The sequence below is a fragment of the Microbispora sp. NPDC088329 genome (assembly GCF_040685655.1).
GTDB lineage: Bacteria > Actinomycetota > Actinomycetes > Streptosporangiales > Streptosporangiaceae > Microbispora.
The window spans coordinates 284,543-311,319 of sequence record NZ_JBFBIP010000003.1 but is presented as its reverse complement, the minus strand read 5'-3'; the positions used below and the strand labels follow the sequence as shown (position 1 = coordinate 311,319).

The 26,777-nt window shown below is 71.2% G+C and carries 26 protein-coding genes; 9 read left to right on the top strand and 17 right to left on the bottom strand.

The annotated features are described in order from the left end of the window. Nucleotides 1–15: 15 nt before the first annotated feature. From AB0O28_RS08765 to AB0O28_RS08750, 4 genes are all read right to left on the bottom strand, one after another. Nucleotides 16–681: a response regulator transcription factor gene (locus AB0O28_RS08765; protein ID WP_363637840.1), complete on the bottom strand. Its 666-nt coding sequence runs from the start codon at nt 679–681 to the stop codon at nt 16–18. Next, a complete protein-coding gene (locus AB0O28_RS08760; RefSeq protein ID WP_363637838.1) occupies nt 678–1,841 on the bottom strand; it encodes a sensor histidine kinase in 1,164 nt (387 codons plus the stop codon). The genes AB0O28_RS08765 and AB0O28_RS08760 overlap by 4 nt, the downstream gene beginning before the upstream one ends. Nucleotides 1,842–2,769: 928 nt before the next feature. Beyond that, entirely contained in the window at nt 2,770–3,966 is a 1,197-nt protein-coding gene (locus tag AB0O28_RS08755; protein ID WP_363637836.1) for a hypothetical protein, read from the bottom strand. Between the two features lie 248 nt (nt 3,967–4,214). Further along, nucleotides 4,215–5,819, bottom strand: a complete 1,605-nt coding sequence (locus AB0O28_RS08750; protein ID WP_363637833.1) for an MFS transporter — start codon at nt 5,817–5,819, stop codon at nt 4,215–4,217. Nucleotides 5,820–6,028: 209 nt separating this feature from the next. Here AB0O28_RS08750 and AB0O28_RS08745 point away from each other — a divergent pair, with 209 nt between their 5' ends. Together AB0O28_RS08745 and AB0O28_RS08740 are read left to right on the top strand one after the other, a co-directional pair. Then, nucleotides 6,029–6,622 carry an XRE family transcriptional regulator gene (locus tag AB0O28_RS08745; RefSeq protein WP_363637830.1) on the top strand — a complete coding sequence of 198 codons (594 nt, stop codon included), beginning with the start codon at nt 6,029–6,031 and terminating at the stop codon, nt 6,620–6,622. A gap of 160 nt (nt 6,623–6,782) precedes the next feature. Beyond that, on the top strand, nt 6,783–7,634 hold the full coding sequence (locus AB0O28_RS08740) for a class I SAM-dependent methyltransferase (protein WP_363637828.1): 852 nt from the start codon (nt 6,783–6,785) through the stop codon (nt 7,632–7,634). A gap of 28 nt (nt 7,635–7,662) precedes the next feature. On the opposite strand, the gene AB0O28_RS08735 is transcribed toward AB0O28_RS08740, so the two are convergent. The 3 genes from AB0O28_RS08735 to AB0O28_RS08725 all read right to left on the bottom strand — a co-directional run bounded on the left by AB0O28_RS08735 (nt 7,663) and on the right by AB0O28_RS08725 (nt 10,357). Beyond that, on the bottom strand, nt 7,663–8,202 hold the full coding sequence (locus AB0O28_RS08735; RefSeq protein WP_363637826.1) for a DUF1062 domain-containing protein: 540 nt from the start codon (nt 8,200–8,202) through the stop codon (nt 7,663–7,665). Nucleotides 8,203–8,566: 364 nt separating this feature from the next. Beyond that, nucleotides 8,567–9,304 carry a VOC family protein gene (locus tag AB0O28_RS08730; protein WP_363637824.1) on the bottom strand — a complete coding sequence of 246 codons (738 nt, stop codon included), beginning with the start codon at nt 9,302–9,304 and terminating at the stop codon, nt 8,567–8,569. A 9-nt stretch (nt 9,305–9,313) separates the two neighbouring features. Then, nucleotides 9,314–10,357, bottom strand: a complete 1,044-nt coding sequence (locus AB0O28_RS08725; RefSeq protein ID WP_363637822.1) for a hypothetical protein — start codon at nt 10,355–10,357, stop codon at nt 9,314–9,316. A 132-nt stretch (nt 10,358–10,489) separates the two neighbouring features. On the opposite strand from AB0O28_RS08725, the gene AB0O28_RS08720 reads away from it, so the two are divergent. Together AB0O28_RS08720 and AB0O28_RS08715 are read left to right on the top strand one after the other, a co-directional pair. Continuing rightward, on the top strand, nt 10,490–11,728 hold the full coding sequence (locus AB0O28_RS08720; RefSeq protein ID WP_363637820.1) for a histidine kinase: 1,239 nt from the start codon (nt 10,490–10,492) through the stop codon (nt 11,726–11,728). Next, complete coding sequence (locus AB0O28_RS08715; protein ID WP_363637818.1) at nt 11,716–12,378, top strand: response regulator transcription factor; 663 nt, start codon at nt 11,716–11,718, stop codon at nt 12,376–12,378. The genes AB0O28_RS08720 and AB0O28_RS08715 overlap by 13 nt, the downstream gene beginning before the upstream one ends. A gap of 60 nt (nt 12,379–12,438) precedes the next feature. On the opposite strand, the gene AB0O28_RS08710 is transcribed toward AB0O28_RS08715, so the two are convergent. Then, nucleotides 12,439–12,924, bottom strand: a complete 486-nt coding sequence (locus AB0O28_RS08710; RefSeq protein WP_363637816.1) for an FBP domain-containing protein — start codon at nt 12,922–12,924, stop codon at nt 12,439–12,441. Nucleotides 12,925–13,007: 83 nt separating this feature from the next. Here AB0O28_RS08710 and AB0O28_RS08705 point away from each other — a divergent pair, with 83 nt between their 5' ends. Continuing rightward, nucleotides 13,008–13,583 (top strand): WHG domain-containing protein, encoded by a 576-nt coding sequence (locus AB0O28_RS08705; protein WP_363637813.1) that lies wholly within the window; start codon nt 13,008–13,010, stop codon nt 13,581–13,583. A 73-nt stretch (nt 13,584–13,656) separates the two neighbouring features. On the opposite strand, the gene AB0O28_RS08700 is transcribed toward AB0O28_RS08705, so the two are convergent. Further along, nucleotides 13,657–14,613, bottom strand: coding sequence for an RNA polymerase sigma-70 factor (locus AB0O28_RS08700; protein ID WP_363637811.1), 957 nt, complete (start codon nt 14,611–14,613; stop codon nt 13,657–13,659). Nucleotides 14,614–14,792: 179 nt separating this feature from the next. Between AB0O28_RS08700 and AB0O28_RS08695 the strand changes: the two genes are divergently transcribed. Continuing rightward, the gene (locus AB0O28_RS08695) at nt 14,793–15,536 is read left to right on the top strand and encodes an SDR family NAD(P)-dependent oxidoreductase (RefSeq protein ID WP_363637809.1); all 744 of its coding nucleotides are present in this window, start codon (nt 14,793–14,795) and stop codon (nt 15,534–15,536) included. Nucleotides 15,537–15,667: 131 nt separating this feature from the next. Here the strand turns inward: AB0O28_RS08695 and AB0O28_RS08690 are convergent, their stop codons facing one another. From AB0O28_RS08690 to AB0O28_RS08670, 5 genes are all read right to left on the bottom strand, one after another. Next, complete coding sequence (locus tag AB0O28_RS08690; protein ID WP_363637807.1) at nt 15,668–16,492, bottom strand: urease accessory protein UreD; 825 nt, start codon at nt 16,490–16,492, stop codon at nt 15,668–15,670. Beyond that, nucleotides 16,489–17,190 carry an urease accessory protein UreG gene (gene ureG, locus AB0O28_RS08685; RefSeq protein WP_363637805.1) on the bottom strand — a complete coding sequence of 234 codons (702 nt, stop codon included), beginning with the start codon at nt 17,188–17,190 and terminating at the stop codon, nt 16,489–16,491. Before ureG ends, AB0O28_RS08690 begins: the two co-directional genes overlap by 4 nt. Before the next feature lie 31 nt (nt 17,191–17,221). Continuing rightward, complete coding sequence (locus AB0O28_RS08680) at nt 17,222–17,896, bottom strand: urease accessory UreF family protein (RefSeq protein WP_363637803.1); 675 nt, start codon at nt 17,894–17,896, stop codon at nt 17,222–17,224. A 44-nt stretch (nt 17,897–17,940) separates the two neighbouring features. After that, nucleotides 17,941–19,767: an urease subunit alpha gene (locus AB0O28_RS08675; protein WP_363638394.1), complete on the bottom strand. Its 1,827-nt coding sequence runs from the start codon at nt 19,765–19,767 to the stop codon at nt 17,941–17,943. Nucleotides 19,768–19,864: 97 nt separating this feature from the next. After that, entirely contained in the window at nt 19,865–20,536 is a 672-nt protein-coding gene (locus AB0O28_RS08670; RefSeq protein ID WP_363637801.1) for an urease subunit gamma, read from the bottom strand. 502 nt (nt 20,537–21,038) lie between these two features. Here AB0O28_RS08670 and AB0O28_RS08665 point away from each other — a divergent pair. After that, complete coding sequence (locus AB0O28_RS08665) at nt 21,039–21,569, top strand: hypothetical protein (RefSeq protein ID WP_363637799.1); 531 nt, start codon at nt 21,039–21,041, stop codon at nt 21,567–21,569. A gap of 178 nt (nt 21,570–21,747) precedes the next feature. Here AB0O28_RS08665 and murJ read toward each other — a convergent pair whose 3' ends face one another. After that, a complete protein-coding gene (murJ, locus tag AB0O28_RS08660; protein WP_363637797.1) occupies nt 21,748–23,343 on the bottom strand; it encodes a murein biosynthesis integral membrane protein MurJ in 1,596 nt (531 codons plus the stop codon). A 221-nt stretch (nt 23,344–23,564) separates the two neighbouring features. After that, entirely contained in the window at nt 23,565–24,098 is a 534-nt protein-coding gene (locus AB0O28_RS08655) for a YbhB/YbcL family Raf kinase inhibitor-like protein (protein WP_363637795.1), read from the bottom strand. Nucleotides 24,099–24,243: 145 nt separating this feature from the next. On the opposite strand from AB0O28_RS08655, the gene AB0O28_RS08650 reads away from it, so the two are divergent. Both AB0O28_RS08650 and AB0O28_RS08645 read left to right on the top strand, forming a co-directional pair. Continuing rightward, complete coding sequence (locus AB0O28_RS08650; protein WP_363637793.1) at nt 24,244–24,948, top strand: GntR family transcriptional regulator; 705 nt, start codon at nt 24,244–24,246, stop codon at nt 24,946–24,948. Nucleotides 24,949–25,139: 191 nt separating this feature from the next. Continuing rightward, entirely contained in the window at nt 25,140–25,730 is a 591-nt protein-coding gene (locus AB0O28_RS08645; RefSeq protein ID WP_363637792.1) for a DinB family protein, read from the top strand. 130 nt (nt 25,731–25,860) lie between these two features. On the opposite strand, the gene AB0O28_RS08640 is transcribed toward AB0O28_RS08645, so the two are convergent. Beyond that, nucleotides 25,861–26,718 carry a LysR family transcriptional regulator gene (locus AB0O28_RS08640; RefSeq protein ID WP_363637790.1) on the bottom strand — a complete coding sequence of 286 codons (858 nt, stop codon included), beginning with the start codon at nt 26,716–26,718 and terminating at the stop codon, nt 25,861–25,863. Nucleotides 26,719–26,777 lie beyond the last annotated feature (59 nt).

Below are 26,777 nucleotides of genomic sequence, written 5' to 3'. Positions count from 1 at the left end.
TCATCGAGGACGTCTTCAGCGTGGCGGCGTGACGAGTCCCGTCTCGTAGGCGGTGATCACGAGCTGGACCCTGTCCCGGGCGCCCAGTTTGGTGAGCAGCCGTGACACGTGCGCTTTGGCGGTGGCCACCGTGATGAAGAGGTCCTGCGCGATCTCGGTGTTCGACCGGCCGCGTCCGACCAGGGTCAGCACTTCCCGTTCCCGTTCGGTGATGCCGCCGAGCGGCCGCCGTGCGGGGCGTTGCGGGGCGGCCGCGGGGTTCCCGGCGAAGTCCGCGATCAGGCGGCGGGTCACACTCGGCGCGATCAGTGCGTCGCCGGCGGCGACCACCCGGATCGCCGCGAGGATGTCGTCCAGCGCCATGTCCTTGACCACGAAGCCGCTCGCGCCGGCCCGGAGCGCGCCGTAGACGTGGTCGTCCTCGTCAAAGGTGGTCAGGACCAGGACGCGGGCCGCCGACGGGCCGGCCGTGATCCGGCGAGTGGCCTCGATCCCGTCCATGCCGGGCATCCTGATGTCCATCACCACGACATCGGGGCAGAGGTCGCCGACGAGCCGGACCGCTTCGGCGCCCGTGGCGGCCTCACCGGCGACCTCCAGGTCGGGATGGTCGGCTATGAGCACCCGCAGCCCGGACCGCACCAGCGGCTGGTCGTCGGCGAGCAGGATCCGGACGGTCATCGGGCGTCCACCGCGACACCGGCGGGTTCGGGCAGCGGCAGCCGGGCCGCCACCCGGAAGCCCCCCTCGGGGCGCGGACCGGCGCTGAGGTGACCGTTGAGCAGGCCGGCCCGCTCCCGCATGCCCACGATGCCGAAGCCCTGCGCCGATCCGTTCCAGGGAGCGCCGCGCCCGTCGTCGACGACCTCCACGGACAGCTCCTCATCGCCGAAGTCGATGGCCACCCGGCAACAGCCGGTGTCCGCGTGGCGGACCACGTTGGTCAGCGCCTCCTGCACAATGCGGTAGGCGGCCAGATCGATGTCGGCGGGCAAAGGACGTCGCTCCCCGGTGCGGCGCACCTCGACGCGTACTCCCGCGTCCGCGGTCGCCGCCGCCAGTCGTTCGACGTCCGCCAGGCCCGGCGAGGGTTCGAGCGGTGACCGCTGCGAGGCGAGCGCACCCCGGTCGGCCTGGCGGAGCGCCACAAGCGTCCGGCGAAGGCTCGACAGGGTCTGTCTGCTGGTGGCCTCGATGGTGCGCAACGCCTCGCGGGCCTCCGCCGGCTGGGTCTGGATGACCCGGCTCCCCACACCGGCCTGGATGGCGATGATGCCGATGCTGTGGGCGACCATGTCGTGCAACTCCCGCGCGAGCCGCAGCCGTTCCGCGGTCACGGCCTCGGCCACCTCCTGCGATCGCAGCGCCGCCGCGTGCTCACGGCGCTGCCGAATCAGCAGACCGGCCATGCACGATGCGGCCATCGCCAGAAGGGCGAGCACCCCGTTGACGATCAGGTCGTTCCCGTACGAGAAGCTGCCCATCACCAGCAGTTGCACAACGAATGACACGGCCACGGCGCCGATCGAAGTCCGGCGTGCGCGGGTGGCGACGACGGCACCAAGGACGAGGTCCACGGCCAGGTACGACAGGAACCGGCCCTGATCCGACCCGTGGGTGGCGCTCGGCATGCCGGCCGCCACGGCGGTGGATCCGACCAGCGCCATCGCCAGAGCCAGGAGCGGCATCCGCCGCACCACACCGGCGAGCATACTCACGGCGAGCAGGGAACCGAGCCCGTGCACCATGCCCGGCGCCCGCGCCGTGCCCGCGACCAGCAGGCCCATCATGAGGAGGTAGAAGGCACCCCCGGCCCAGGCCACAGCCTTCGATCTCGTCATCGGCGGTGTGCCCTCCGGGTAACGAGGTCGCGGTAGGCGACGGGCGCAGTCGTCACGGGGTCCATGCCGCGAGACTAATCGCCCGCTGCCCCCGCGGCATCGGCCCGGAGACGTACGCCCACAGGCCAAGGCGGCGCCGGCATATCGCGAAGACCATTCAGAGCCTGGCTGCGGGGATGCCGGGCGCCGCGTACGCGCGGCAGCAGGCTACTGACCGTCAGCGCCGCGAGGGCCCAGCCAGCCGTAGGAACTTGGTGTCACCGCGGACGGTCTGGCCCTGGCAGTTCGGGAACTGCAGACCGCGCTTACTTGTCCGGGCGTTGATCGTGTCGGCCGCACCGGGGGTGCTTTCGTCGATCGTCAGGTGTGCGGAGGGGCCGCCCAGGTCGGTGCAAGGCGCGGGAGAACCTGCGGCGGCTGAGGGAGGCCTGGAGCCCTCTGCTCGCGGGAACCGTCACCGATGCCAACGAGATCGCCGCCGTGGTCTCGACGCTGCAGCGTATCGAGGCTCAGCTCGTCCAGAACCCGGACCCGCCTCGGCGAGCTCCGATAGCGCCGACACGGCCATTCCGAGACCGGCGGCGGAGGTGGTGAAGCTGTGGCGGCAGGCCGATGGTGCATGCCCCGAAGGCCGGCAGCGCGACCACCGAGGTGTCCCGCTGCTCACAACGGTGACGCCCTCGTCTCCCGTGCATCTGCGATGGCCCGGATGAACGGATAGTCGCCGGAAGCGGCCTCTTGCCGCCAGGGGTTGCGGGTGAGATGGGCCGCGCGCCGTGGGTGTTCGGCGACCGCGTCGAACGACGGCGGATCCGTCCTGGGGCGTGTCCACAGTTCTGCCGGCTGCGGTGGTTTGGCGGGCTGGGCCGAGTGCGAACCCGGCCCAGCCCGGACTGAACAAGGAAGTGGTCCGCCGCTTTTACCGTCGTCACAGCCCGGGCGGGGGTTCTGGCGCCTCCTGGCGCAGCCGCAGCTCGGCGGCGACCGCGCGTTCGCGCAGCTGGGCCGCCTCGGACCGGGCCACGTCGAGCTGCGCACGCAGGTCGGCCAGCCGGGCCCGTTCCAGCGCCAGCTCCGCCTGGACGCGCTCCCGCTCCGCTGCGGCGTCCCGGGCGTGCTGCTCGGCCCGTCCCGCCGCCGCGTCCGCCGCTCCGGCGCGCGCCTCGGCCTGCGCCGCCTCCGCGCGCACCCGGGCGGCCTCCGCGACGGCCTGCTCGCGAGCGGTCTCCGCCGCCTCGGCCCGGGCCAGCGCCCGGTCACGCTCGTCATGGGCCTGCGCCACGGCCCGGTCGCGTTCGGCCTCGGCCCGCGCGACCGCGCGGTCGCGTTCGGCCTCGGCCGCCTGGGCGCGGGCGAGGGCGGCGGCGCTGGACTGCTCGGCCTCACGGTGCGCACGGCGGGCCAGCTCCGCCTCCGCACGCGCCGCCCGCGCGTCGGCCTGCGCCGCGTCACGTTCCCGCACGGCCTGGTCGGCCTGGTCCCGCGCCAGTCCGACCTCGGCCGCGGCCCGGTCCACCCGCTCGGCCAGTTCTCGTACGGCCTGCTCGCGGGCGGTCTCGGCGACCTCGGCGCGGCGGGTGGCCTGGTCGGCCTCCTGCCTGGCGCGGCGTTCGGTGCTCGCCGCCTCCCGCAGGGCGGCCAGCGCCTGCTCGCGGGCGGTCTCCGCGTCGGCGAAGGCCGTGTCGCGCTCGGCGTAGGCCTCCTCCATCCGGCGGCGGGCATTCTCCGCTTCCCCGCGGGCCTCCTCGGCGGCCTCGCGGGCCAGCCGCACCTGCTCCAGCGCCTGCTCACGCTCGGCGCGGGCGATGGCGACGCTCGTGTGCGCCTCGGCCTGGATCGCGCTCAGTTTCGCCTCGACCCCCGCGGGGCTGAGCTCCTGGGCGAGCACCGTTGCGAGCGGCTCGATCGCCGCCGCCAGGCCTTTCTCCATGCGCTCGTACAGGTCCTCCACCCGTGCGAGCGCGCCCTCCAGGCCCGGTGTGGCACGGCGCAGCTCCCGCTCCCTCTTGGCCGCCGCCTGGCAGTCGCCGTCCGGGCAGTATTCCCGCGGCCTGCCCCGCCGTACCGGCTGCTCTATGGGGGCGCCGCAGTGCTTGCACGCGGTGATCGTCACGGAGCTCGTCACGGCGGCTCAGCATAGCCAATTTCTGATTTTCTGGAAATAGAAAATAGAAAATACTCATCCGTTGCGTGCTGGCGTCGTCCGGATAACTTGGGAGATGGGTAATTCTCGCAAGCTATCCGAACGCCTCGGGTTCCCGCCGCCGTGATCGGCTTTGAGAGCGTCGGCACCAACGGCCCTTCGGGGCCGCGAGCACGTGCTGGGCACCCGGCCACCGGCCCGACAAGGCCCTGCGCGAGCCGGTTCAGCTCTTACGCGCTCACCTGGGGGTGGCGGTCTTCTGGGGTTTTCTCCTCGCCCGCCGACGTGGAGAGCTTGTTCCGCGGACCGCGGACGGCGATGTAGACGAACAAGACGCCCATGACGACGACTCCTGCCCACATGGCCTGCTGCCAGCCGTGGACGAAGGACTGACGGGCGGCGTCGACCAGCGCCCGCGCGTGGGAGCCGGCAGTGCCCGCGGCCTCGATGGCGTTGGCGACGCCCTGGCGTGCGGCGTCCGCCGCGCCTTGAGGGATGCCGCCGAGCCTGTCCTCGATGGCACTGCGGTAACCACTCGCCAGGAGGGCGCCGAGCAGGGCGACGCCGAGTGCGGTGCCGAACTCGCGGGTGATGTCGTTGAGCGCGGAGGCGACACCCTGCTTCTCTCGCGACAGGGCACTGGTTATTGCCTCGGTGGAGGGGGCCATCGACAGGCCCATGCCGATGCCCATGGCGAGCATGCCGGGCAGGATGGACAGATAGCCGCCGTCGACGGAAACGATGCCGGCGATGAGGGCCAGACCGGCGCCGAACAACGCGATTCCCGCCGCCATGGTCGAGCGGGCGCCCACACGCGCGGCCAGCTTGTGCGCCGAGCCGGAGGTCATCATCATCAGCACGGCCATGGGCATCATCGCCAAAGTGGACAGCAGTCCCGACCAGCCGAGGACGGCTTGCAGGAACGGGAAGAGGACCACGAAGACACCGGCCTGGACACCGAAGACCACCAGCAGTGTGACGGAGCCGCCGGCCAGGCCGCGCTCGCGGAAGAGGCGCACGTCCAGCAGGGATGCGTCCCCGCGGCGCAACTCCCAGGCCACGAAGAAGATCAGGGCCACCAGACCGGCGACGAGACTGATCAGAGTGACAGGGTCGCTCCAGCCGCGCTCCGGGCCTTCCTGCAGGACGAAGATGAGGCCCACCACAGCGACGACGGAGGCCAGTGCGCCCATGGTGTCGAAGGAGTGCCCGGAGCGCTCGCGAGAGTCGGGCACGGACCGCATCATGCCGAGCGAGACGACGACAAGGACGACGGGCAGCACGAACAGCCACCGCCAGTCCGCCACGTCCACGAGCAGGGCGGAGAGGAACATGCCGATGATGCCGCCGCCTCCGGCGACGCCGGTCCACACGCCGATCGCCTTTCCACGCTGCTCGTCCGGGAAGGTCGAGGTGATCACAGCGAGGGTGATCGGCATGATCACCGCAGCGCCCACACCGCTGAGCACGCGGGCGGCGATCATGACCTCGGACGACGGGGCCAGGCCCGCCAACGCGCTGGCGATTCCGAAGATGCTCAGCCCGGTGATCAGCATGGGCTTGCGGCCCAGCCGGTCACCGATCGCGCCGAGCGGAAGCAGCAGCGCGGCCAGGGTGAGGGTGTAGATGTTGATGATCCACAGGATCATGGTCTGTGAGGCGCCGAATTCGACGGCCATGGCTGGCTGGGCGACGTTCAACCCGGTCACCGAGGCGATGACCGCCATCAACGCGACACAGACGGCGATCAGGATGGTGCACAGTCGGCGCGCGTCCGGCGCACCCCTGCCGCTTGCCTCGGCGGTTGCCCCCTGTACGGATTGGTTGGTGCTCATGAATTCCTCTCGAAAAGGCAGGTCAAAGGGCAGGTGAGGTCCGCGCCACGATGATGAGCCGGGGAAGGCGCCCGCGTGCCGGACGCGCCAGGAAGACGGCGTCCTCGGCGACACAGGCCGATCGGGCTGCGGACGTCGGCCCTACCGGATCAGGGCCGTCTACGTGCGACGATATCCGCGCCTTGCATCAACGGCATAGGCTGTTGCCTATGAAGCAAGAAGATGAGGGTCTGGACAGCCTCGTACGCAAGCGCATCCGCGCCCTGCGGGTCGCCCAGGGTTGGTCGCTGGAAGAGCTGGCCACCCGTGCCCGGCTCAGCCAGTCCTCGCTGAGCCGCATCGAGAACGGCCAGCGCCGTCTCGCGCTGGATCAGCTGGTCACCCTCGCCCGCGCCCTCGACACCTCCCTCGACCAGTTGGTCGAGACCGCCGCCGACGACGTCGTCACCAGCCCGATGATCGATGGCACTCACGGCGTGATGCGCTGGCCGATCAAGAGTGACCCCGGCATGACCGTGATGCGTCAGCGCATGACCGAGCCCCCGCCCGACAACCCCGCCCGCATGCGCGCCCACCCGGGCCGGGAATGGCTTGTCGTCCTGTCCGGCACGGCGATCCTCATGCTGGGCCACCGCCGCTTCCGCCTCGAGGCCAATCAGGCCGCCGAGTTCCCCACGATGATGCCGCACGCCATCGGCGCCGAAGGCGGGCCGTGCGAGATCCTGGGCATCTTCGACCGCGACGCGCGGCGCGGCCACCAGCGCGAGGACGGCGGCCGGGATGCCCGAGAGGGCGGTGACTGATGGCGCGACAGATGCCCGGTGCTGCTGGACGGTGCTGCTGGACGGTGCTGCTGGACGGTGCACGGATGCGCTTTGCGCACCCGGCAGCGTCGGCGGCTATTTTCTTGCGTCATACGAAAGGTGTTATGCCGCCAACGCATAGACTTCGTAATGTGACGTCATGACCCGAACACACCTGCACACCGGCCACGACCACAAGCAGGGCGCCGGCGGCCAGGAGGAGATCCTCGACCTGGACGCGGAAGTCCTCGCCGAGCACCTCGCCGCCATCACCGAGTGGCTGCCCCTGACCGCCGGCCCGCGTCATATCGTGGACGTGGGCTGCGGCACCGGAGCGGGCACCTTCGCACTCCTCGAACGCTTCCCGGAGGCACACGTCACAGCCGTCGACACCGCCCCCGGGCACCTGCAGCGCCTGCAGGAGAAGGCGTGCGCCCGTGACATGAGTGACCGCGTGCACGTCGTGCAGGCCGACCTCGACGACGCCGACTGGCCCGACCTCGGCACGCCCGACCTCGTATGGGCGTCGGCCTCGATGCACCACATGGCCGACCCCGAGCGTGTCATACGCAACGTCCACGACCTGCTCGCGCCCGGCGGCCTGTTCGCCGTCGTCGAACTGGCCGGCTTCCCCCGCTTCCTGCCCGCCGGCGCACCCGAGGACCGGCCCGGCCTGGAAGAGCGCTGCCACGCCGCGACCGGCCACCTTCACGCCGAACACATGCCCCACCGCGGCGCCGACTGGGGGCCGATGCTGACCGGCGCCGGATTCGCCCTCGATGGCACACGCACCATCACCGTGCACATCGAGGGCTCCCGCAGCGAGGCGATCGGCCGCTACGCCCTCAGCGCCCTGCGGCGCATCCGTGGCGCCGCCGTCCAGGCGCTCTCGCCCGAAGACCTCGCCGCGCTCGACCGGCTGCTCGACACCGGCAGCCCGCACAGCATCCTGCGCCGCGGCGACCTCGCCGTACGCACCGAACGCACCGTCTGGGCCGCCCGCCGCACCTGAGCTCTCCGAGTGCGCAGACGCGCATCGTCTAGTCTCCGGCCATCACGGTGAAGGTGAAGCCGGTGCTCCTCGGACGGCGCAGCGAGATGTCGCACTTGATCCGGCGCAGCACTTCGTTCCTGCTGAAGCCGAGACCTTCCGCGATGAGCCGTTCCGGGCGCACCGGTACCGGATCCTCGAAGACGACCTCCACCTGCACCGGCCACGCCTCGTCGAGCCATGGCGACGGGGTGTCCAGCCGCCAGGCCGCCGTCCAGTCCAGGGTGAAGCGGTTGCGCCGGGCGAGCAGCGGATCCAGCAGCCTGGACGCCACCAGTTCCGGATCGTTGACGCGGTAGCCGTGAAGTTCGGCAGGGTCGAAGGATCTGACCGGCGCCCGCTCGTGCACGGTGAGCTTGCTCGTCCGATCGCAGGACACGCAGCGGACCAGCAGCCACACGTCCAGCGACTTGCCGTTGGCGTTGACGCGGAACCTGCCCTCGCCGGTGGTGGCCGACTCCGACCGGCAGTCCACGCACCGCAGCGACAACAGAGGCAGCCGGGTCCGGCGGACGACCCAGGGCAGCACAGTATGAGGTTGTGAAGACATGATCTCTCTAGACCTGACACGAGGCCGATTGCGCGCGGCCTCAAACGCCGCATGACCGGGCGCGCACGGGCAGCCCGGCAGAGCCGACGGAACGGTCGGCTGGTGAATGAGCGGAAGAAGGTGTCAGATCTGAAGAGCAGGCGGGGTCACGCGGTCTTGTCCTCTGTCCTCACTACGACGGGCAGCAGGCAACGTACGGGAAGCGGAAGTAAGGTTCAACCGGTTTACCGGCCGCAGCGTCGTCAGTGCGACCGCGATGCAGTGGCGAAGGTGACGCCGTCGGCGAAGCTCCGCCGGTCGCCGTCGCCGGTGCCCACGACGAGGAACGGCAGGGGCTTCGCGTTCAGAGCGGGGTGAGGACGCAGAACTCGTTGCCTTCGGGGTCGGCGAGGACGACCCACGGGACGTCGCCCTGGCCGACGTCGGCGGGCGTCGCGCCGAGGGTCTGCAGCCGGGCCGCCTCCGCCGCCTGGTCGTCACCGGGGTACGGCCGCAGATCGAGGTGGACGCGGTTCCACACGGTCTTCACGTCGGGCGTGCGGAGGAACTCCAGATACGGCCCGACGCCCTTGGCCGAGCGCAGCACCGCGTGGTCGTCGGTCACCTCGTGCAGGGTCCAGTCCATCGCCTCGCCCCAGAACCTGGCCATGGCCCGCGGGTCGGCGCAGTCGACCACCACCGCGGCGATCGGACCGGTGTCCCGGTAGATCTCCCGGGGCTCCAGCACGCAGAACTCGTTGCCCTCCGGGTCGGCGAGAACGACCCACGGCACGTCGCCCTGGCCCACGTCGGCGGGTGTCGCGCCGAGTCCCCGGAGGCGTGCGACGAGGTCGGCCTGGTGGGCCGCGGAGGTGGCGGCGAGGTCGACGTGCACACGGTTCTTCACCGTCTTGGGTTTCGGATCGCGGACGACGTCGATGCAGACGGCGGCGGGGTCGGGATAGACGAAGCCCTCGGGTTCGAGGTTGGTCACGCCGGGCCCCTCGCTGGAGATGCCCCAGCCGAGTGCCTGCGCCCAGAACCGGCCGACCGCGGCATCGTCCCCGGCTTTCATGTGAATCTGCACGAGCCTCGTTGCCATCCGCCGATCCTATGCCCGCGGCCGTTCGCGGAGATCGCGGTCCCCGTGCCGCGGGGATGGACGACCAGCAGCAGCCGCTCGGCCGCTGTATCGGCCCAGTACAGCCAGCAGACACACCATGACCACACCGACGGCCGCCAGGCCGGCGCGGTCGGCCGCCGTGTCGGTGTTGGAGATCAGGCCGAAGGCGGTGTGGGCGACCAGGGCGCCGGAGGCCAGGGCAAGGCTGTGCCGGTCCGTCCACAGGCCGCCGGCTGTCCAGCGGCGCAGGAGCCACGCGGCGGCCACCGCCAGGGCGGCGGCGGCCGCCATGGGCACGACCACCCACCCGCCGTGAGTGAAGGCGGGCTGGGTCGCGCCGCCGAAGGGGAACAGCGCCGCCAGGTATACGAAGGCGGCCACGGCGCCGAACACCCCGGCCGCCGCGGGTGCGGGCGGCGTGATCGAGGGCCTTCCCGCAGGGGCCTTCAGCCGCAGCCCCGCCGCCACCAGCAGGGCCACGGCGGTCGCGCAGCCCGCGAGGATCGCCGGTGGCGCCTGGTAGCCGGGGTCGATGGAGGTTACCACCGTCACTCGCAGCAGCAACGCGCCGAGGACGAAGACCGTCCCGGCCAGCCAGGTGCCGAGCCTGCCCAGGTGGGGCCGGTCGCGCAGGGAGGGGACGATCAGGTCGGTCAGGAGGATCGGGATCGCGGCGCTGAAGACCGCGTGGTAGGGGATCTGCAGCTCGGTGTACGCGCTGTTCAGGCCCATCATCCGGGGTGCCCACCCGGCGGCGCCGTAGATCGTGGGGCTGCTCAGCGCCTGCAGCGCCAGACCTTCCTCGACGATGCCGTAGGCGGCGCCGAGCAGCAGCACCCCGGTCCAGCCCGTCCCGGCCCGCCGCACCAGCTCGCGCACCAGGACGACGCCGGCGCCGTATATCGGGATCCACAGCAGCAGGAGCCAGGCCATGCGCAGCGGCGGGTTGCCGAGGGTGAACTCGGCCACGAGCGGTGTGATCACCGCGAGCAGCAGTGCGGCCCGGCGGCCGCGCGTCTTGTTCGCTGTCATGGGGGCAGCGTGTGCCGCGCACCCCGCCCGCGTCTGCCGCCCCGGGTCCTGCCCGTGGCAACCCAGGTGACAATCCGGCGTCGACTTTGGGCGCTGCCGCCGGTGGGCCCGCCGTCGTTACGCTGGGCGTCCGTGACGGCAGACGTACGGCCGGGCCCTGTGAGGACCCGGCGGGACCGGGCGATCCGGGCGGGGGGTGTCGCCTGCGCGCTGGCCGCGGCGGCGGTCGTCGTGCGAGGCGACCTCGGCGCGGCTCCCGGCTGGTATCTGGTCGCGGACGTGTCCTGCGGCGCGGCGGCGTGCGCGGCGCTGTGGGTGTCACGCCGGTGGCCGGCCACCACCGCGCTGGCGGCCGTGGCGCTGGCGGTGCCCGCGGCCTCGGCGTCGGTCGCGGCCGGCATCGCCACCCTGATGACCGCCCTCTACCGGCGCTCGGCCGTCGCGATCGGGGTGGGCGCCACCTGGGTGGCGGCGATGCTGGCCCGGTTCTGGCTGCGGCCGCCCGGGCTGGCGCCGTACCCGGTGTGGGCGCTGGTCGCGGTGCTGTTCGGGGTGGCGCTGACCGGATGGGGGATGCTGGCGCGGGCCCGCCGCCAGCTGGTGCTGTCACTGGCGGAGCGGCTGCGCCGGGCCGAGGAGGAGCAGCGGCGACGCGTCGAGCAGGCCCGCCACGCCGAACGCCTGGCCATCGCCCGCGAGATGCACGACGTGCTGGCGCACCGGCTGTCGCTGCTGGCACTGCACGCCGGGGCGCTGGCGTTCAACGCGCGTGCCGACCCCGCCGAGGTGGTCGAGGCGGCCGCGGTGATGCGCACCAACGCGCACCAGGCGTTGCAAGAGCTGCGTCAGGTCATCTCGGTCCTGCGCGAGGCGCCCGTCCTGGCCGCACTCGACCTGCCGGCCCTGCTCGATGAGGTACGGCAGGCGGGGGTGCGGGTCGAGATGTACGACGGCGGCGTGCGGCTGTCCGATCTGCCGGGTGCGACGGCGCGGGCCGCCTACCGGATCGTCCAGGAAGGTCTCACCAACGCCCGCAAACACGCCCCCGGCCTACCGGTGACCGTACGCCTCGACGGCGGCCCCGGCCGGGGGCTGGCCATCGAGGTGCGCAACCCGGTCGCGGCGTCCGCCGCCGGTGCGGCGGCGGACTTCCTCGCGGGAGAGGGCGCCGGCCTGGCGGGTATACGGGAACGCGCCGAGCTGGCGGGCGGCCGGGTGGAGCAGGCCGGAGTGGAAAAGGGCACGGCGGAAAAGGGCACAGTGGAGAAAGACACGGTGGAGAAAGACACGGTGGAGCAGGCCAGAGTGGAGCAGGCCGGGGCGGAGAAGAGTGAGTTCCGCCTGGCGGTCTGGCTACCATGGCCGGGGTGAGCGCCATACGCGTGCTGGTCGTGGACGACGATCCGCTCGTCAGGGCGGGTCTGACGCTGATGCTCAGGGGCGCCGACGAGCTCGTCGTGGTGGGCGGCGTGGCCGACGGCGCCGACGTCGCAGCCGCGGTCGACGCGCACGCGCCCGATGTGGTGCTCATGGACATCCGGATGCCGGGCCTGAACGGGATCGACGCCACCCGGCTGCTGCGGCGGCGCCCCGCCCCTCCCCACGTCATCATGCTGACCACGTTCGACGCCGACGAGCACGTCTTCGGCGCGCTGCGCGCCGGGGCCAGCGGGTTCCTGCTCAAGGACACCCCGCCGGAGGGCATCGTGGAGGCGGTCCTCCGGGTCGCCGCGGGTGAACCGATCCTGTCCCCCGGCGTGACCCGGCGCCTGATCGCCCACCTGGCGCCCGAGGCGGAGGACCGCCGCCGCGACGAGGCGCGCAGGCTGCTGTCCAGGCTCAGCGACCGCGAGCGCGAGGTCGCCGCCGCGGTCGGCCGGGGCAGGTCCAACGCGGACATCGCGGCCGAGCTCCACATGAGCGTCGGCACGGTGAAGAGTTACATCTCGCGCATCCTCGCCAAGACCGATCTGGACAATCGCGTCCAGCTCGCCCTCATCGCCCACGACAATCGGCTCTAGCCAGGCGCGTCAGGGCCCGCGGCGCCCCGCGCACGGGTCCTCGCGGGCAGACAGCGGTGATCAGGCGGTCACCTTCTGGAGGAAGTCGCGCACGTTGGCCACGGTCCTGCTGATCTTCTCTTCGAGCGTGAGCGACTCGGGCATCCGCCCGCCGGGCCCGACGTCCTTCTTGCCGCGCAGATAAAGGGAGCAGGCCAGGTCGGTGCAGACGTAGACGCCGACGGAGTTGCCGCTGCCGGCGGCACGCCGGGCGGTCATCAGCGAGACGCCGTCGCCGGTGTGCGTGGTCAGGCAGAGCGAACACATGCTGCGCCGCACATGCCCGGCATTGGAAGTGGCCCGGCGTAGCGCCACCCCGACCAACCGGTCGCCCTGATCGGCGACCAGGTACGCCCGGCCCGGCGACGCGAGATCCTGCCAGCCCAGGAAGTCGAGGTCGTCCCAGGGGCGCGCGTCCAGGTCCCTCGGTACGGCGAGGCGTTTGGCCTCACCCTTGGTGCAGTTGACGAACGAGGCGCGAATGTCGCGCTCGGCGATCGGTTTCATAGGAACGAAGCTATCCCCTATCGATTTCAGTCGCAATTAATTAAGCTTCTGCCTAGGACCTCTAGGAAGCGGAAGGGCAATCGATGGCACGTGCGGGGGTGACGGCCGAACGGCTGATCGAGGCGGCGGCGGACCTGGCCGACGAGGTGGGGCTGGAGAACCTGACGATCTCAGAGCTGGCGCGCAGGTTCGGCGTCAAGGACGCCAGCCTCTACTCCCACATCAGAAACGCGCACGAGCTGCGGGTCCGGGTGGCCGGGCTGGCCCTGGCCGAGCTCGCCGACCGGGCCGCGGCGTCGCTGGCCGGGCGGGCGGGCAAGGACGCGCTGGTCGCCTTCGCCGGCACCTACCGCGACTACGCCAGAAAACACCCGGGCAGATACACGGCGATGCAGACCGACCTCGACCCGCAGAGCCCGGAGGCGAGCGCGGCCCGGCGGCACTCGGACATGACGCGGGCGATCCTGCGCGGCTACGCACTCGCGGAGCCCGACCAGACCGATGCGGTCCGCATGCTGGGCAGCGTTTTCCACGGGTTCGTCAGCCTGGAGATGGCAGGGGGCTTCCGCCATCATTCACGAGCCGCCGACGAGTCCTGGAGCAGGATGCTCGACACGATCGACGTCGCCCTGCGCAACTGGCCGGCGCCGCGCGCGTAGTCAGGTTCGAGCCGCGAAGCCTGACCGCGCGTCGCGACGCCGGCGTGCGAGCGGTCGCGGGTCGTTTCCGGCCTCAGCGGCTCAGCACGGTCTCCCGCTCCACATGCGAAAGCTTCTCGGGATTGCGTACGAAGTAGAGCCCGGTGACGAGACCGGTCTCGACCCGCATCGCCAGGACACCGTCGATCTCGCCGTCGATCCGCAGGAGGAGACCCGGCCAGCCGTTGACCTGCACCGGCTCGACCGACACCCCGGCGCCGAACTTGACCACGCCGGCCGCCAGCAGGCGGGCCACCTTGCAGGCCCCCGCGACGGGCCGCGGCACGGCGCGCTTGAGTCCGCCTCCGTCCGTCAGGAGGACGACGTCGGGGGCGAGGACGTCGAGCAGGCCCTGCAGGTCGCCGGTCTCGACCGCCCGCTGGAACGCCTGGAGGGCGTCGCGGGTCTCGGCCGGGGTGACGACGTCGCGCGGCCGGCGGGCGGCGACGTGTGACCGCGCCCGGTGGGCGATCTGACGGACCGCGGCCGGGCTCTTGCCCACGGCGTCGGCGATCTCGTCGTACCCGAGATCGAACACCTCCCGCAGCACGAACACCGCCCGTTCGGTCGGGTGCAGAGTCTCCAGCACCAGCAGCATCGCCATCGAGACGCTGTCGGCCAGCTCGACGTCCTCGGACACGTCGGGTGTCGTCAGCAGCGGCTCGGGCAACCAGGGCCCGACGTAGGACTCCCTGCGCCGGCCGAGCGTACGCAGCCGGCTCAGCGCCTGGCGTGTGGTGATCCGCACGAGGTACGCACGCCGATCCCCCACCGTGTCCAGGTCGACCCCCGCCCATCGCAGCCAGGTCTCCTGCAGGACGTCCTCGGCGTCGGCGGCCGAGCCGAGCATCTCGTAGGCCACGGTGAACAGCAGGTTGCGATGGGCGACGAACGTCTCGGTGGCGGAGTCCGTCCGGCCGCCCTCCCCGAGCGGCACAGCCGTGCCTGTGGTCCGCTCGCCGCACTCGGTCATCGCCGGCTCCCCCGTCATCGCTACCGACTGTGTCACACGCACAAGACGCCGTACCCCCCGGCCGTGTGACACCCGCGACCCGTGACATGCCTCACACGACCGTGCTGTCACAAGGAGCCGGTCGCCGGCGTCTCCATGGCAGTCAAGACGCCGCGCGGACGCACCGCGCGGCATGCGACTCCACGATGGAGGATTCGATGACGAACGCGGAACAGACCTCGGTGCTGATCACCGGAGGCAACAAGGGCCTCGGCCTCGAAACGGCCCGGCGCCTCGGGGAACGGGGCTGGACGATCTTTCTCGGCTCGCGCGACGAAGCCCGGGGACGAGCGGCCGCCGGTGAACTGACCGCCGGTGGCGCGAATGTGGTCCCGGTCCCGCTGGACGTGACCTCCGACGACTCCGTGGCCGGCGCGGTGCGGCTCGTCCGCGAGCACACCGACCGCCTGGACGTGCTGGTCAACAACGCCGGCGTACCGGGAAGAGTCGTCGCGCCCGCGGACGCGACGGCCGGCGAGATCCATTCCGTCTACGACACCAACGTGTACGGGCCGATCAGGGTCACGCACGCGTTCCTCCCCCTGCTGCGGGCGGCGGACAACCCGCGCGTGGTGATGGTGTCCAGCGCCGGCGGCTCCTTCGCGGTCGTGACCGATCCGGAGCAGGCCGTCTCGAAGATGCACGAGCTCGCCTACAGCTCGTCGAAGGCTGCGTTGAACATGATCACAGTCCGGTACGCGCAGGCGCTCCCGGAGATCAGGTTCAACGTCGTCACTCCCGGAGAGGTCGCCAACCACAAGTTCACCGCCACCGACATGAACAACCACACCGGCCAGCTGACGGTCACCGAGGGCACCGACCCGATCGTCGAACTCGCGACGCTCGGCGCCGACGGACCGACGGGGATCTTCATCGATCGCCTCGGCCCCGTCGCGTGGTGACCGCCGCACCCCCACCCCACCTGATCGCGGCGAAGGTGATCCGGCCGGGGCCGGTGAGCGTGGTGAAGCAGGTTGCCCACGCCTCTCCCACGCGGCACGCTCTACTGCGTCCACCGCGGCTGACCACATGCTCAGGCAATGAGGTGCGCCGCATCCAGCAGACGGCGCAGGTGCAGAGTGTTCGGGGCCAGAGCGGTGATCAGGATGGCGGGGCCGGCCAGCGGGGTCAGTACGGCCTGGCCGGTTGCCGGGTCGTCGCCGAACAGTCGGGTGTGGGGCGGTTGCCGGTCCAGGGCGGGGTCGACGATGAGGATCTGGCCGACGGCGCGGTGGCAGGCCACGACGGCGGGGCCGTCCCAGCCGGACGCTTCGGGGCCGTACCTGGTCTGCTGCTCCAGCAGGGGGTGCCCGTCGCGGCGGACGGTGAGGTGGGTGGACAGCCGGCCCGGCCCTTCGCCGGAGCGGCCGAGCACGATTTCTTCGCGAAGCAGAAGCCGGGCAGTCGGGGCCAGGTCGACGGTGCAGCTTTGACGCAGGTTGCTGCGTGCCGCCGAGATCAGGGGCTGGGGCACCCAGAGCAGGCTGGCGTGCTCGGCGACGTTCAGGTGCACATCGTAGGTGGCGTGGGCGGTGGTGGGGCCGCGCAGGGCGATGGTGGCGGCGGCGGTGGTGACGTGCAGGTGGGCGTTGCGGTCGGCGGTGGCCTCGATGCGCAACCGGTCGCCGCCGAGGGGGGCGCTCATGACGCCGAGGATGCACACCCGTGCCTGGTCGCCGTGCGGGCGGGCACGGCGCAGGTCGAAGGGGCCGTCACCGGCGAGCACGGGTAGGCCGGTGCCGCCTCCCATGCGGACCGCCCTGATGCGGGCGGTGGCGTGGACGCCCGGCCCGGCGCGCTCGGCCGGCGTTGGGGCGGGAGTGGGGGGCGGTGTGGGTGGCAGGGCCGCTCGGCTCATGCGGGGCCCGCGGTCCAGGCGGCCAGGCGCTCGCGGATCCAGCCGGCCACGGGCGTGATGCCTCCCGTGGTCTTGACCGCGGTCAGGACGGTGGGCAGGTCGCCGCGCTGGGCTTTGGCGTCGCGGGCCATGGCCTCCAGGTCGGCGCCGACGTGGAGGGCGAGGTCGGTCTTGTTGATGACGAGCAGGTCGGAGGTGGTGACGCCGGGGCCGCCCTTGCGGGGGATGTCGTCGCCGCCGGCGACGTCGATGACGAAGATCTGGGCATCGACGAGGCCTTTGGAGAAGGTGGCGGTGAGGTTGTCGCCGCCGGATTCGATGAGGATCACATCGAGCGGGGCAAAACGGTCCTCGAGGTCTTCGACGGCTTCGAGGTTGGCGGAGATGTCGTCGCGGATGGCGGTGTGCGGGCAGGCGCCGGTCTGCACGGCGGTGATGCGCCCGGCGGGCAGGACGGCCTCGCGCACCAGGAACTCGGCGTCTTCGCGGGTGTAGATGTCGTTGGTCACGACCGCTATGGACAGCTGCTCGCGCAGCGTGCGGCACAGGGCGGCGACAGTGGCGGTCTTGCCGGAGCCGACCGGTCCGCCCAGCCCGATGCGCAGGGCGCGATGACCGCCGCCGGGACGCTCGCGAGAAGAACCGCCGGGGCCGTGAGGGGAACCTTCGGGGAAGGTGTCGTCGTGATGGAGGTGCATGGCTGCTCCAGGCAAGGGGTCGAAGGAATGGTCAGGAGGCGAACAGGCGGGCCGGGCGGGTGACGTGCTGTTCGGCGGTGATGTCGAGCAGCGGCGCTGAGGCGGCCGGCAGCGCCGCGACTCCGTCGGTGCGGACACGCTGCGCGGCTTCGGCCGCCTGGGCGGCGACGTGGTCGATGTCGGCGGCCAAGCGCGCCAGGACGGCGGTGGCGTCGAAGGGGTCCAGCCTGAGCAGGCGGACGGTCGCGGTGACCGGGCCGCCGATGCTCTCGTACGCCGCCGCGTAGGCGGCGTCCATCGGCGCCAGTCCTGCGCAACGGGCGGTCAGGCCGAGCACCACGCTCTGGTGGGCGCCGCGCGGGCGGGCGGCGGCCAGGGCGTCGAGCTCGGCGCACGGCCAGGCGGCCCGGGCGGCGCGCATCAGTTGGCGGCCGAGCCGCCGCGAGGTGTGCCGCAGGGCGGGGGCGATGGTGCGGGCGTCGGCCGCCTCCTCCAGCAACAGCGGGTCGCACCCGGCGGCGGCCGCGGCCGCGAGCCCTGCCGCGACCAGGCCGGCCGTGTGCAGCCGGCCACGGCAGAACTCCTGCAGGCTCGCCACATTGCGCACCCGTCCGGCCGCGACGGCCTCCTCGGCCCCGCCGGAGTGGGCGTGCCCGCCTGCGGGGAATCGGCCGTCGGCCAGAACGAGTAGGGCGGCACTGTTCATCGTGCGCGGCTCACCTTCCGATCGAGTCCTTCATGGTGCGCTGGTCAGAAGAGGAAGTAGCGCTGAGCCATGGGCAGCGTCTCGGCGAACCGCCGGCCGTCCACAAGCTGATCGTCGATCTCCGTCTTGACGTCCTTGGCCTCCGCTCCGCCGATCACCACCTCGAAGGTGTCGGGATCGATGCTGATGTCGGGGCAGGCGTTGTTCTCCCGCATGTCGGCCTTGAACACCTTGCGGGTGTTGCGGATGGCCTTGAACGGCTTGCCCACGTTGACCCGTTCGGTCAGGCCGGCCTGGATGGCGTGTTCGGTGACGAAGTTGACCGCGTTGGCGGTCGGCGCCCGGCCCGTCGCTCCCCACATCGGCCGGGGCAGGATCGGCTGCGGGGTGGTGATGGAGGCGTTGGCGTCGCCGACTTGCGCGTAGGCGATCTGGCCGCCCTTGATGACCCGGTGTGGCTTGACGCCGAAGAACTTCGGCTCCCACAGCACCAGGTCGGCGAGCTTGCCCACCTCGACCGAGCCGACCTCGTGGTCGATGCCGTGCGCGATGGCCGGATTGATGGTGTATTTGGCGACATAGCGGCGGGCGCGGTGATTGTCGGCCCCGCCGTCGCCCGCCCGGTCGCCTTCCAGCGGACCCCGCCTGTCCTTCATGACGTGCGCGGTCTGCCAGGTCCGTATGATCATCTCGCCGATGCGGCCCATGGCCTGGGCGTCCGACGACATGATCGAGATGGCGCCGAGGTCGTGCAGGATGTCTTCGGCGGCCATCGTGGAGGGCCGGATCCGTGACTCGGCGAAGGCCCGGTCCTCGTCCACCAGCGGGTTGAGGTGGTGGCAGACCATCACCATGTCGATGTGTTCCTTGACCGTGTTGACGGTGAAGGGCCGGGTGGGGTTGGTGGAGGCGGGCAGCACGTTCGGCAGGCTCGCCATGGTGAGCATGTCGGGGGCGTGGCCGCCGCCGGCGCCCTCGATGTGAAAGATGTGGATCGGATGATCGCCGATGGCCTCGATGGTGTCGGCGACGGTGCCCGCCTCGTTCAGTGAGTCGGCGTGCAGGGCCAGCTGGACGCCGGTCGCCCGGCACACCTCCAGGCACCGGCGCAGCACGGCCGGCGTGGCGCCCCAGTCCTCGTGGATCTTGAACCCGAGAACGCCGGCCTCTACCTGGTTGTACAGGGATTCGGTGGACATGGTGCTGCCCTTGCCGAGCAGCCCGATGTTGACCGGGAAGGCGTCCAGCGCCTCGAACAGCCGGGCGATGTGCCAAGCGCCGGGCGTGACGGTGGTGGCGGTGGTGCCCTCGGCGGGGCCCGTGCCGCCGCCGATCAAAGTGGTGACCCCGGCGGCGAGCGCCTCGTGCACCTGCTCGGGGCAGATGAAGTGCACGTGCGTGTCGATGCCGCCCGCGGTGAGGATCTTGCCGTTGCCCGCGATGACCTCGGTCTCCGGGCCGATCAGGAAATCGGTGGCCCGCTCGTGCCCGTCGTGCAGCCGGTCCATGGTCTCGTCGTTGTAGGCCTTGCCGAGCGCGACGATCCGACCGTCGCGCAGGGCCACGTCGGCCTTGACCACGCCCCAGTGGTCGAGGATGACCGCGCCGGTGATGACCGTGTCGGGCGGCTGCGGGGCGCCGAACGTGGCGGAGTCGCGCGGTGCGCAGGACTGCCCCATCGACTCGCGGATCACCTTGCCGCCGCCGAAGATGACCTCGTTGCCGCTGCGTCCCGGGCCGCCGGCCCAGTCCTCGGTGATCTCGATGCGCAGGTTGGTGTCGGCCAGCCGGATGCGGTCGCCGGCCGTTGGGCCGTACCGGTCGGCGTACTGGACACGGGTCAGCGGCAGATCGATCGTCAGGATCTCCATATCGGACGCGGGCTCCCGCGGCGGTGTGTCCGCCACCAGCTCGGCGAGCGCGCCTGGCGCCTGGTCTGCTGCAGTGTCGGCCGATGCGTCCGGGGCTTCATCCATCGAGTCGCCCTCCGACCTGGCCGCGCAGGCCGGCGACGACGCGCTTGCCCTCGATGGGCACGAGCTTCACCCTCCGGGTGCACTGGGGTTCGAACCGGACCGAGCTGCCGGCGGGGATGTGCAGGCGCTTGCCGTAGGCGGCGGAGCGATCGAAGTCGAGAAGGGGGTTGGCCTCGTAGAAGTGGTAGTGCGAGCCCACCTGGATGGGACGGTCGTCGGTGTTGGTGACCGTCACCGTCGTGATCTCGCGACCTTCGTTGAAGGGCACCTGCGTGGCGCCCTCCGGATGGTCGATCTTCCCCGGATGAATCAGCGACTGCGTCCGCGCTTCCTTTGCGTCCTTCTCCCCGTCTCCCTCGTCGTCCGCGAAGGGGTTGCGGATGGTGACCAGCTTGGTGCCATCAGGGAACGTGGCCTCGATCTGGAGGTCGGAGATCATCTCCGCGACGCCCGGCATGAGGTCGTCCCGGGAGAGGATTTCGTTGCCGGTGGACATGAGCTCGTGGACGGACTTGCCTTCCCGGGCCGCCTCCAGCACGTGCGCCGTGATCAGCGCGACCGCTTCCGGGTAGTTGAGGGGAACCTCCCGCTCCTTGCGTCTACGGGCTACGTCCGCGGCCACATGGATCATCAGGCGTTCCTGTTCATGCGGGGTCAGATGCACCCGCCACCTCGCCTTCGCTCTGCCCCGAGGCGTATTCCCCGGGGGGGGGTCGTCAACGGCGGATCGCCTGGCCTGACCGGCCTACGATCACGTCGCCGCCCGCTGTTCGGCCAAGCGATGACCTCCCGTACCCAACGCCCCAAGTACGGTGACCACCACCTTGTCGCCCTACTGAAAGTAATTGGATGAACACCGAGAGTGATGTGACGCGCGAGTGAGGCATGCGTCACCTGTGACCTCGAAATCGCATCAGCTGCCGGACATAGTCCGGCCATGTCCCGTCCGGCTCACCGCTCGCCCCCGCCGGGCCGACTCGGCGGTGTTACCTGTCACATCACCCTGCGGAAAGAGCGTGAATAGACAGGTTTATTGACAGCTCGGGGTTCGTGCGCCGTTTTTACTCAACAAGCGCTCCCTCTATTTGCGCAAAAGTCATTCCTTCTCCGCCCGGGCGACACGGCGGGCGAGCCGGGGCCTACCGCATCACACGAGGAGACACATCATGGCCAGAAGGAGAGTCCGGGCGCCCTCACTGGCCCTGGCCGTCGTGGCGGCCCTCACCGTGGTGACACCGGCCGCGGCGAACCCGGCCCAGGCGAGGTCGTCCGCGCTGGTGCAGTGCCAGGGGACCGAGTCCGACGCCTACGACCCCGGGGTGATCTTCCAGCCCCGCACCTTCGAGATCACGACCACCGGCCGATTCACCTCCTGCCTGGGCGGAGGCGAGGTGACGGGCGGATCGTACGACGAGCAGTTCAGCATGTCCGCCGGCTGCAACGACCTGCTCGACGGCTTCCAGGGCGCGCGGACCGTCACCTGGAACACCGGGCAGGCCAGCGTCATCGAGGGCACCGGCAGCAGCACCGCCGTGGCCGGGCAGGTCGTCACCACGTTCACCGGCACGGTCACCTCGGGTCCGTTCGCCGGCCGGTCGGTGGTGCAGCTCATCACCCTCCCCCAGCCGGGGCTGCTGAAGTGCCTCACCACCGGCTTCACCGGTGCGACAGGGGTGACCACGCTGACCATCACCTGACCACGCACCGCGAGGTGACGGGGAGCGCGTCGCCCGGAGGTGGGAGCGCGCCGGTCGGCCGGGAACACCGGCCGGCCTGGCGGCATCGAAGCAGGCGTGGCAGCGGGTGGTGGTGCGGCCGACCGATGGGTCCTGCACCCTGTCTCCTGCGGCCCTCGGGAATCCCGGGCCATTTTGATCAGGTGCGGGTGATGCGCAGTCCCGCGGTCAGGGAGGTGAGCTCGCTGATCCGGAGAAGGCGGGCGATCAATGCATAAAGACAGGCGCCGACGGCTGTCGCGGCGCAGACAACGGCGAGCGAACCGCCCGGTCCCGCACCCACGGCCCGGCCGAGACCCGAGGCGACGATCGCGGCGGTGAGCCCGGCGACGACCGCAGCCGCCAGCATCCGCGAGTGAGAGCCGAGCAGGCGATGGCCGTCGATGCGGCCGATTCGACGCCGCAGCAGCTGTGCGGTGATCACGAATCCCAAGGCGTAGGCGATGGCCGTGCATCCGGCGAGGGCGATGACCATATCCGTGCCCGGGTGAAGCCGCGCAGCGGCCAAGCTGCTGACGAGGAGAGCGGCGGAGACCGCGACGCTGATCAGGGCCGGCGTGCGCGTGTCACCGAGGGCGTAGTAGACGCGCAACATGATCTGGTAGCCGGCGAACGGAACCAGCGCCAGCCCGTAGGCGGCCAGCACGACGCCGGTGAGATGGGCCGCGCCGGGTGAGGCGTTCCCGTGCGCGAACAGCAAGGTGGTCAGATGCGGGCCGAGCACGACGAGCGCGGCGGCCGCGGGAAGCAGCACCACGCCGGTCAGCCGCAGGCTCTGGGACAGGTCGGCGGTGACCTGGGACAGGTCGCGTTCGCTTGCCGCCCGGCTCATGCGAGGCAGCATGCCGGTGATCACGGTCACCGCGATGACCGCGTACGGCAGCTGGAACAAGGTGTACGCGTTGGAGAAGACACTGACCGCGCCCGGCCCCGCCTGCGACGCGAGACGGTTGACGACGATCAGCGCGATCTGTGCGGCGGTCACCGACGCGACGGTCCATCCGGCCATCGCCGCGATCCTGCGCACCGCGATGCCGCGGGGGTTGGCGCGCAGCCGCAGGGGGACACCGGCCCGTCGGGTGACCACCGCCAGGACGGCCATCTGGGCGCCGACTCCGGCGCTGGTGCCGATCGACAGCAGCAGCATCTGGCCCTGAGTCAGCGTTTCCATCCGGCCGGTCCCGCCGACCAGCAGGAACGTTCCGGCGGTGGCGATGACGACCAGGTTGTTGGCCACCGGAGCCCACATCGGAGCGGCGAACCGGCCACGGGCGTTCAGGATCGAAGCAAGCGTCGCGCTGATGCCGTAGAAGAGTATCTGAGGCAGGAAGATCCGGGTGAAATCGACGGCCAGCTCACGCTGGGCGAGGCTGAACCCGGGAACGGTCAAATTCACGATGAGCGGAGCAGCGACGATCGTCACCATGACGACCGCTGAGAGCCCGTAAAGCACCAGGGACAGCAGCCGCTGCGCGAACAGGTCCGCGTCGATGTCGTCGTCAGCCGCGCTGCGAACCAGCAGCGGGACCAGCACACTCGCGGCCGCCCCGCCCATCACCAGTTCATAGATGCTGTTGGGAGTGACGTTGGCGGCGGAGTAGGCGTCGAGCAGTCGGGTGCCGAGTCCGAGGGCGGCGACCAGCGCCAGCGTACGGAGAAATCCGGTGATCCGGGAAACCAGGGTGGCCGCCGCCATTGCCCGGCCGGCCCGTAAGAAGCTTTGCCGGTCCGCCATAAAGCATGCCTCTCCTCTTCAATGATCAACGGGTCGATTATTTCCGTTGACCACGTTTCGGAGAAATTCCACACAAACGCAGCAGGGCCTAATGTGGGGACTCCCACCTCGAACTCCAGGTAAATCGGCTGTGCCCAGAGGTGCGGTGCCGGGCTCTCAGGAGCCCGGCACGGTGCGGAGATACCGGGCGGTGGCGCCGATGAGTCCGGACACGCCGTCCGTCAGGCGGGGGTTTCGGCGGTGGCGGTCAGGACGGCGCGGCCGAGGGTGTGGCCGGACATGGTGAAGCCGAGGAGGGCCGGGGTGGCGTCGGCCGGCACGCCGATGTGCTCGACGTCGAGGGCGTGCACCACGACGAAGTAGCGGTGCGGGCCGTGCCCGGCCGGCGGCGCGGCGCCGATGAAGCGGGCCGCGCGGACGTCGTTGGGCAGTTGGAAGGCGCCCTCGGGCAGGCCCGAACCCGTGTCGTCGCCGGCGCCCTCGGGCAGCTCGGTGACGGTGGCGGGGATGTCGGCGACCGCCCAGTGCCAGAACCCGGAGCCGGTGGGAGCGTCGGGGTCGTAGACGGTGACGGCGTAGCTCTTGGTGCCTTCCGGCGCGCCGCTCCAGGACAGCTGCGGGGAGATGTCCTTCCCGCCGGGAACTCCCGAGGAGAACTGCTCGGGCGGCCAGGGGGCACCGTCGCTGACGGTGGTGCTGGTGACGGTGAAGGAGGCCGCCTCGGGGAGGCGGGCGAAGGGGTCGTTGGCGCTCATCGCGTCGTTCCTTTCAGGCCCTGGTGTGGGTGGCGGTGATGCGGCCGACGCAGCCTCGCGCAGAGGCACTGCCGAGCCTTCCTCGGCCGCGCATCGACTATAGCAGCAATAATCGATTATTTGTCGAATCGTCTATGCTGTCCGCATGACCCAGACGGCCCCTCTCCCGGTTACGCCGGGAAAGCAGATGCTCTCCGAGCAGGTCTACGCACACTTGCGGGAGGCGATCATGCGCGGGGACCACGCCCCCGGCGACGCCCTCAAACCCCAGGACCTCGCCAAGGAACAGGGCGTGAGCCTGGCTGTGGTGCGCGAGGCGCTGGTGCGGGTGGTCGGCGAGGGCCTCGCCGACCGGCTGCCCAACCGCGGTTTCGCCGTCCCGGCCTTCTCCGACCGCCGCTGGCAGGAGATCGCGGAGGCCCGCCGGACCATCGAACCGGTCGTGCTGCGCATGTCCGTCGAGCGCGGCGACATCGACTGGGAGGCTCGCGTGCGAGCCGCCCACCACCGCCTGGCCCGCACCCCCGTCTTCACGCCGGAGGAAGGCGAGCACTACAGCGACGCATGGGCCGAAGCCCACCGGGTCTTCCACCGCACGCTGCTGGAGGGTTGCGGCAATCCCGTCCTGCTGGAGACCTGCGACCGGCTGTGGACCGCCAGTGAGCTGGCCCGCCGCTTTTCGGCGCGCCGCACCCCCGGCCGGGACCACGTCGGCGAGCACCGCCGGCTGGAGGAGGCGGCGCTGGCCCGCGACGCCGACACCGCGGCCGAGGCACTGGCCCGGCACCTCACACAGACCGCGGCCGGACTGACCGGCCGCGCCCACCACGAACCCCCGAAGGAAACCTGATGCGTCTCGCCGACCCGGCCCGTCACTGAAGGGGAGCCCGCCGAGCGGGCCGGCCATCGCCGGCGCGACGCCCCGGGCGCCGTATGGATGAGGACCGGCCGGAGACGGCGTCACCCCTGGTGTCCCGGAGCGACACCAGGCCCGGAAAAACACCGGTGCGGACCCCCGGCACCCGCTGGAAGACTGCCGGCATGACCACACCGGGACCGAAGACGGATCTGCACCGCTATCTGCAAGCCGCCCGCGACGCTGTGCTCTGGAAGCTCGACGGACTCACCGAATATGACATCCGCCGCCCACTGACCCCGACGGGCACCAATCTCCTGGGGCTCGTCAAACACCTCGCCGGGGTGGAGGAGGGCTACTTCGGCGAGACGTTCGGGCGGCCGTACGGCGAAGCCCTGCCGTGGATGGCCGACGACGCCGAAGACAACGCGGACATGTGGGCGACCGCGGACGAGTCGCGCGACGACATCGTCGCGCTCTACCGGCGGGTATGGCAGCACTCGGACGCCACGATCGCCGCACTGGCCCTCGAAGCGACCGGTCGCGTGCGGTGGTGGCCGGACGAGCGGAGCGAGGTGACCCTGCACCAGATCCTGGTGCACGTTATCGCGGAGACCAACCGGCACGCCGGTCACGCCGACATCGTCAGGGAACTCGTCGACGGGGTGGCCGGGTTGCGGGACGGGAACCCCAACATGCCCTCCGGGGACCGGGCGTGGTGGGAAAGCTACCGGAACCGGCTGGAGCGTACGGCGCGGGAAGCCGGGCGCGACTGATCCTGCCCCGCCGCCCGTCTCGCGGCCCACCTCGACCGGCTGATCACCGAGTTGGTGGCCGCCCACGACCCACCACGCAGATGCTGGTGATCCGGCTCAGCGCCGGCGACGAGCCCGGGTTCTCTGCAGGCTAGGGCGTCGGGCGGCGGCGCCTGCCCGCGGCGGCGAGCGCCGCTGCCACGAACGAGGCGACGAGTGGGCGGCGGTCCGGCTCCGCCCAGGCGAGGACGATCCGGCTGGCGGGGGCGTCGGCCACCGGAACGCACACGAGTCCCGGCGGCACGGGCTCCACGAGCGAGCGCGGGAGTATCGCGATCGTGCGTCCGAGCGCGATCATCTGGATCATCTGGGGCACGTCCACCAGCTCCGGCCCGGTACCGCCGCCCGGCACGCCCTTCCAGCGCGGCAAGGTCTCCCCCTCGAGATCGGCCAGCCGCAGTTCGTCGCGCGCAGCCAGTCGGTGATCGGTGGGGAGAATCGCGACGCGGTCCTCGACGTGGAGCGTCTCGTACGCCAACCGCGTGAGATCGTCGAACGGCGCGTACAGAAGTGCCACGTCGGCCCTGCCGTCGCGCAGGTAGTCGGCGCGGTCGGTGGCGCCGCCGAAAAGAATGTCGACCCGGCGCGCGTCAGGCTGCTGGGCGTACGCGGTGAGGATCCCCGACAACAGGTTCGCGTCGCCACCCGGTTTGATCACCAGCCGCAGATGCGCGTCGGCGTCACCGGCCTGCCGCGCCTTCTGCGCCGCGGCGCTGACCGCGTTCAGCGCATGGCGGCCGTGATGCAGCAAGGCCTCCCCCGCTGCCGTGAGCGAGACGTGTCGGCTCGAACGCGCGAGCAGCCTCACACCGAGCCGGGACTCGACGCGCCGGATCGCTTTCGACAGCGCGGGCTGCGCGATCGACAGGCGCACCGCGGCGCGGCCGAAGTGCAGCTCTTCCGCGACCGCGACGAAGTACTCGAGCTCGCGCGTCTCCAGCTCAACCATTCCCGTAGGTTATCGCCCGGTGCCCAGTCGGTCTTGGACTCCGCACCGACTGCGCTGTT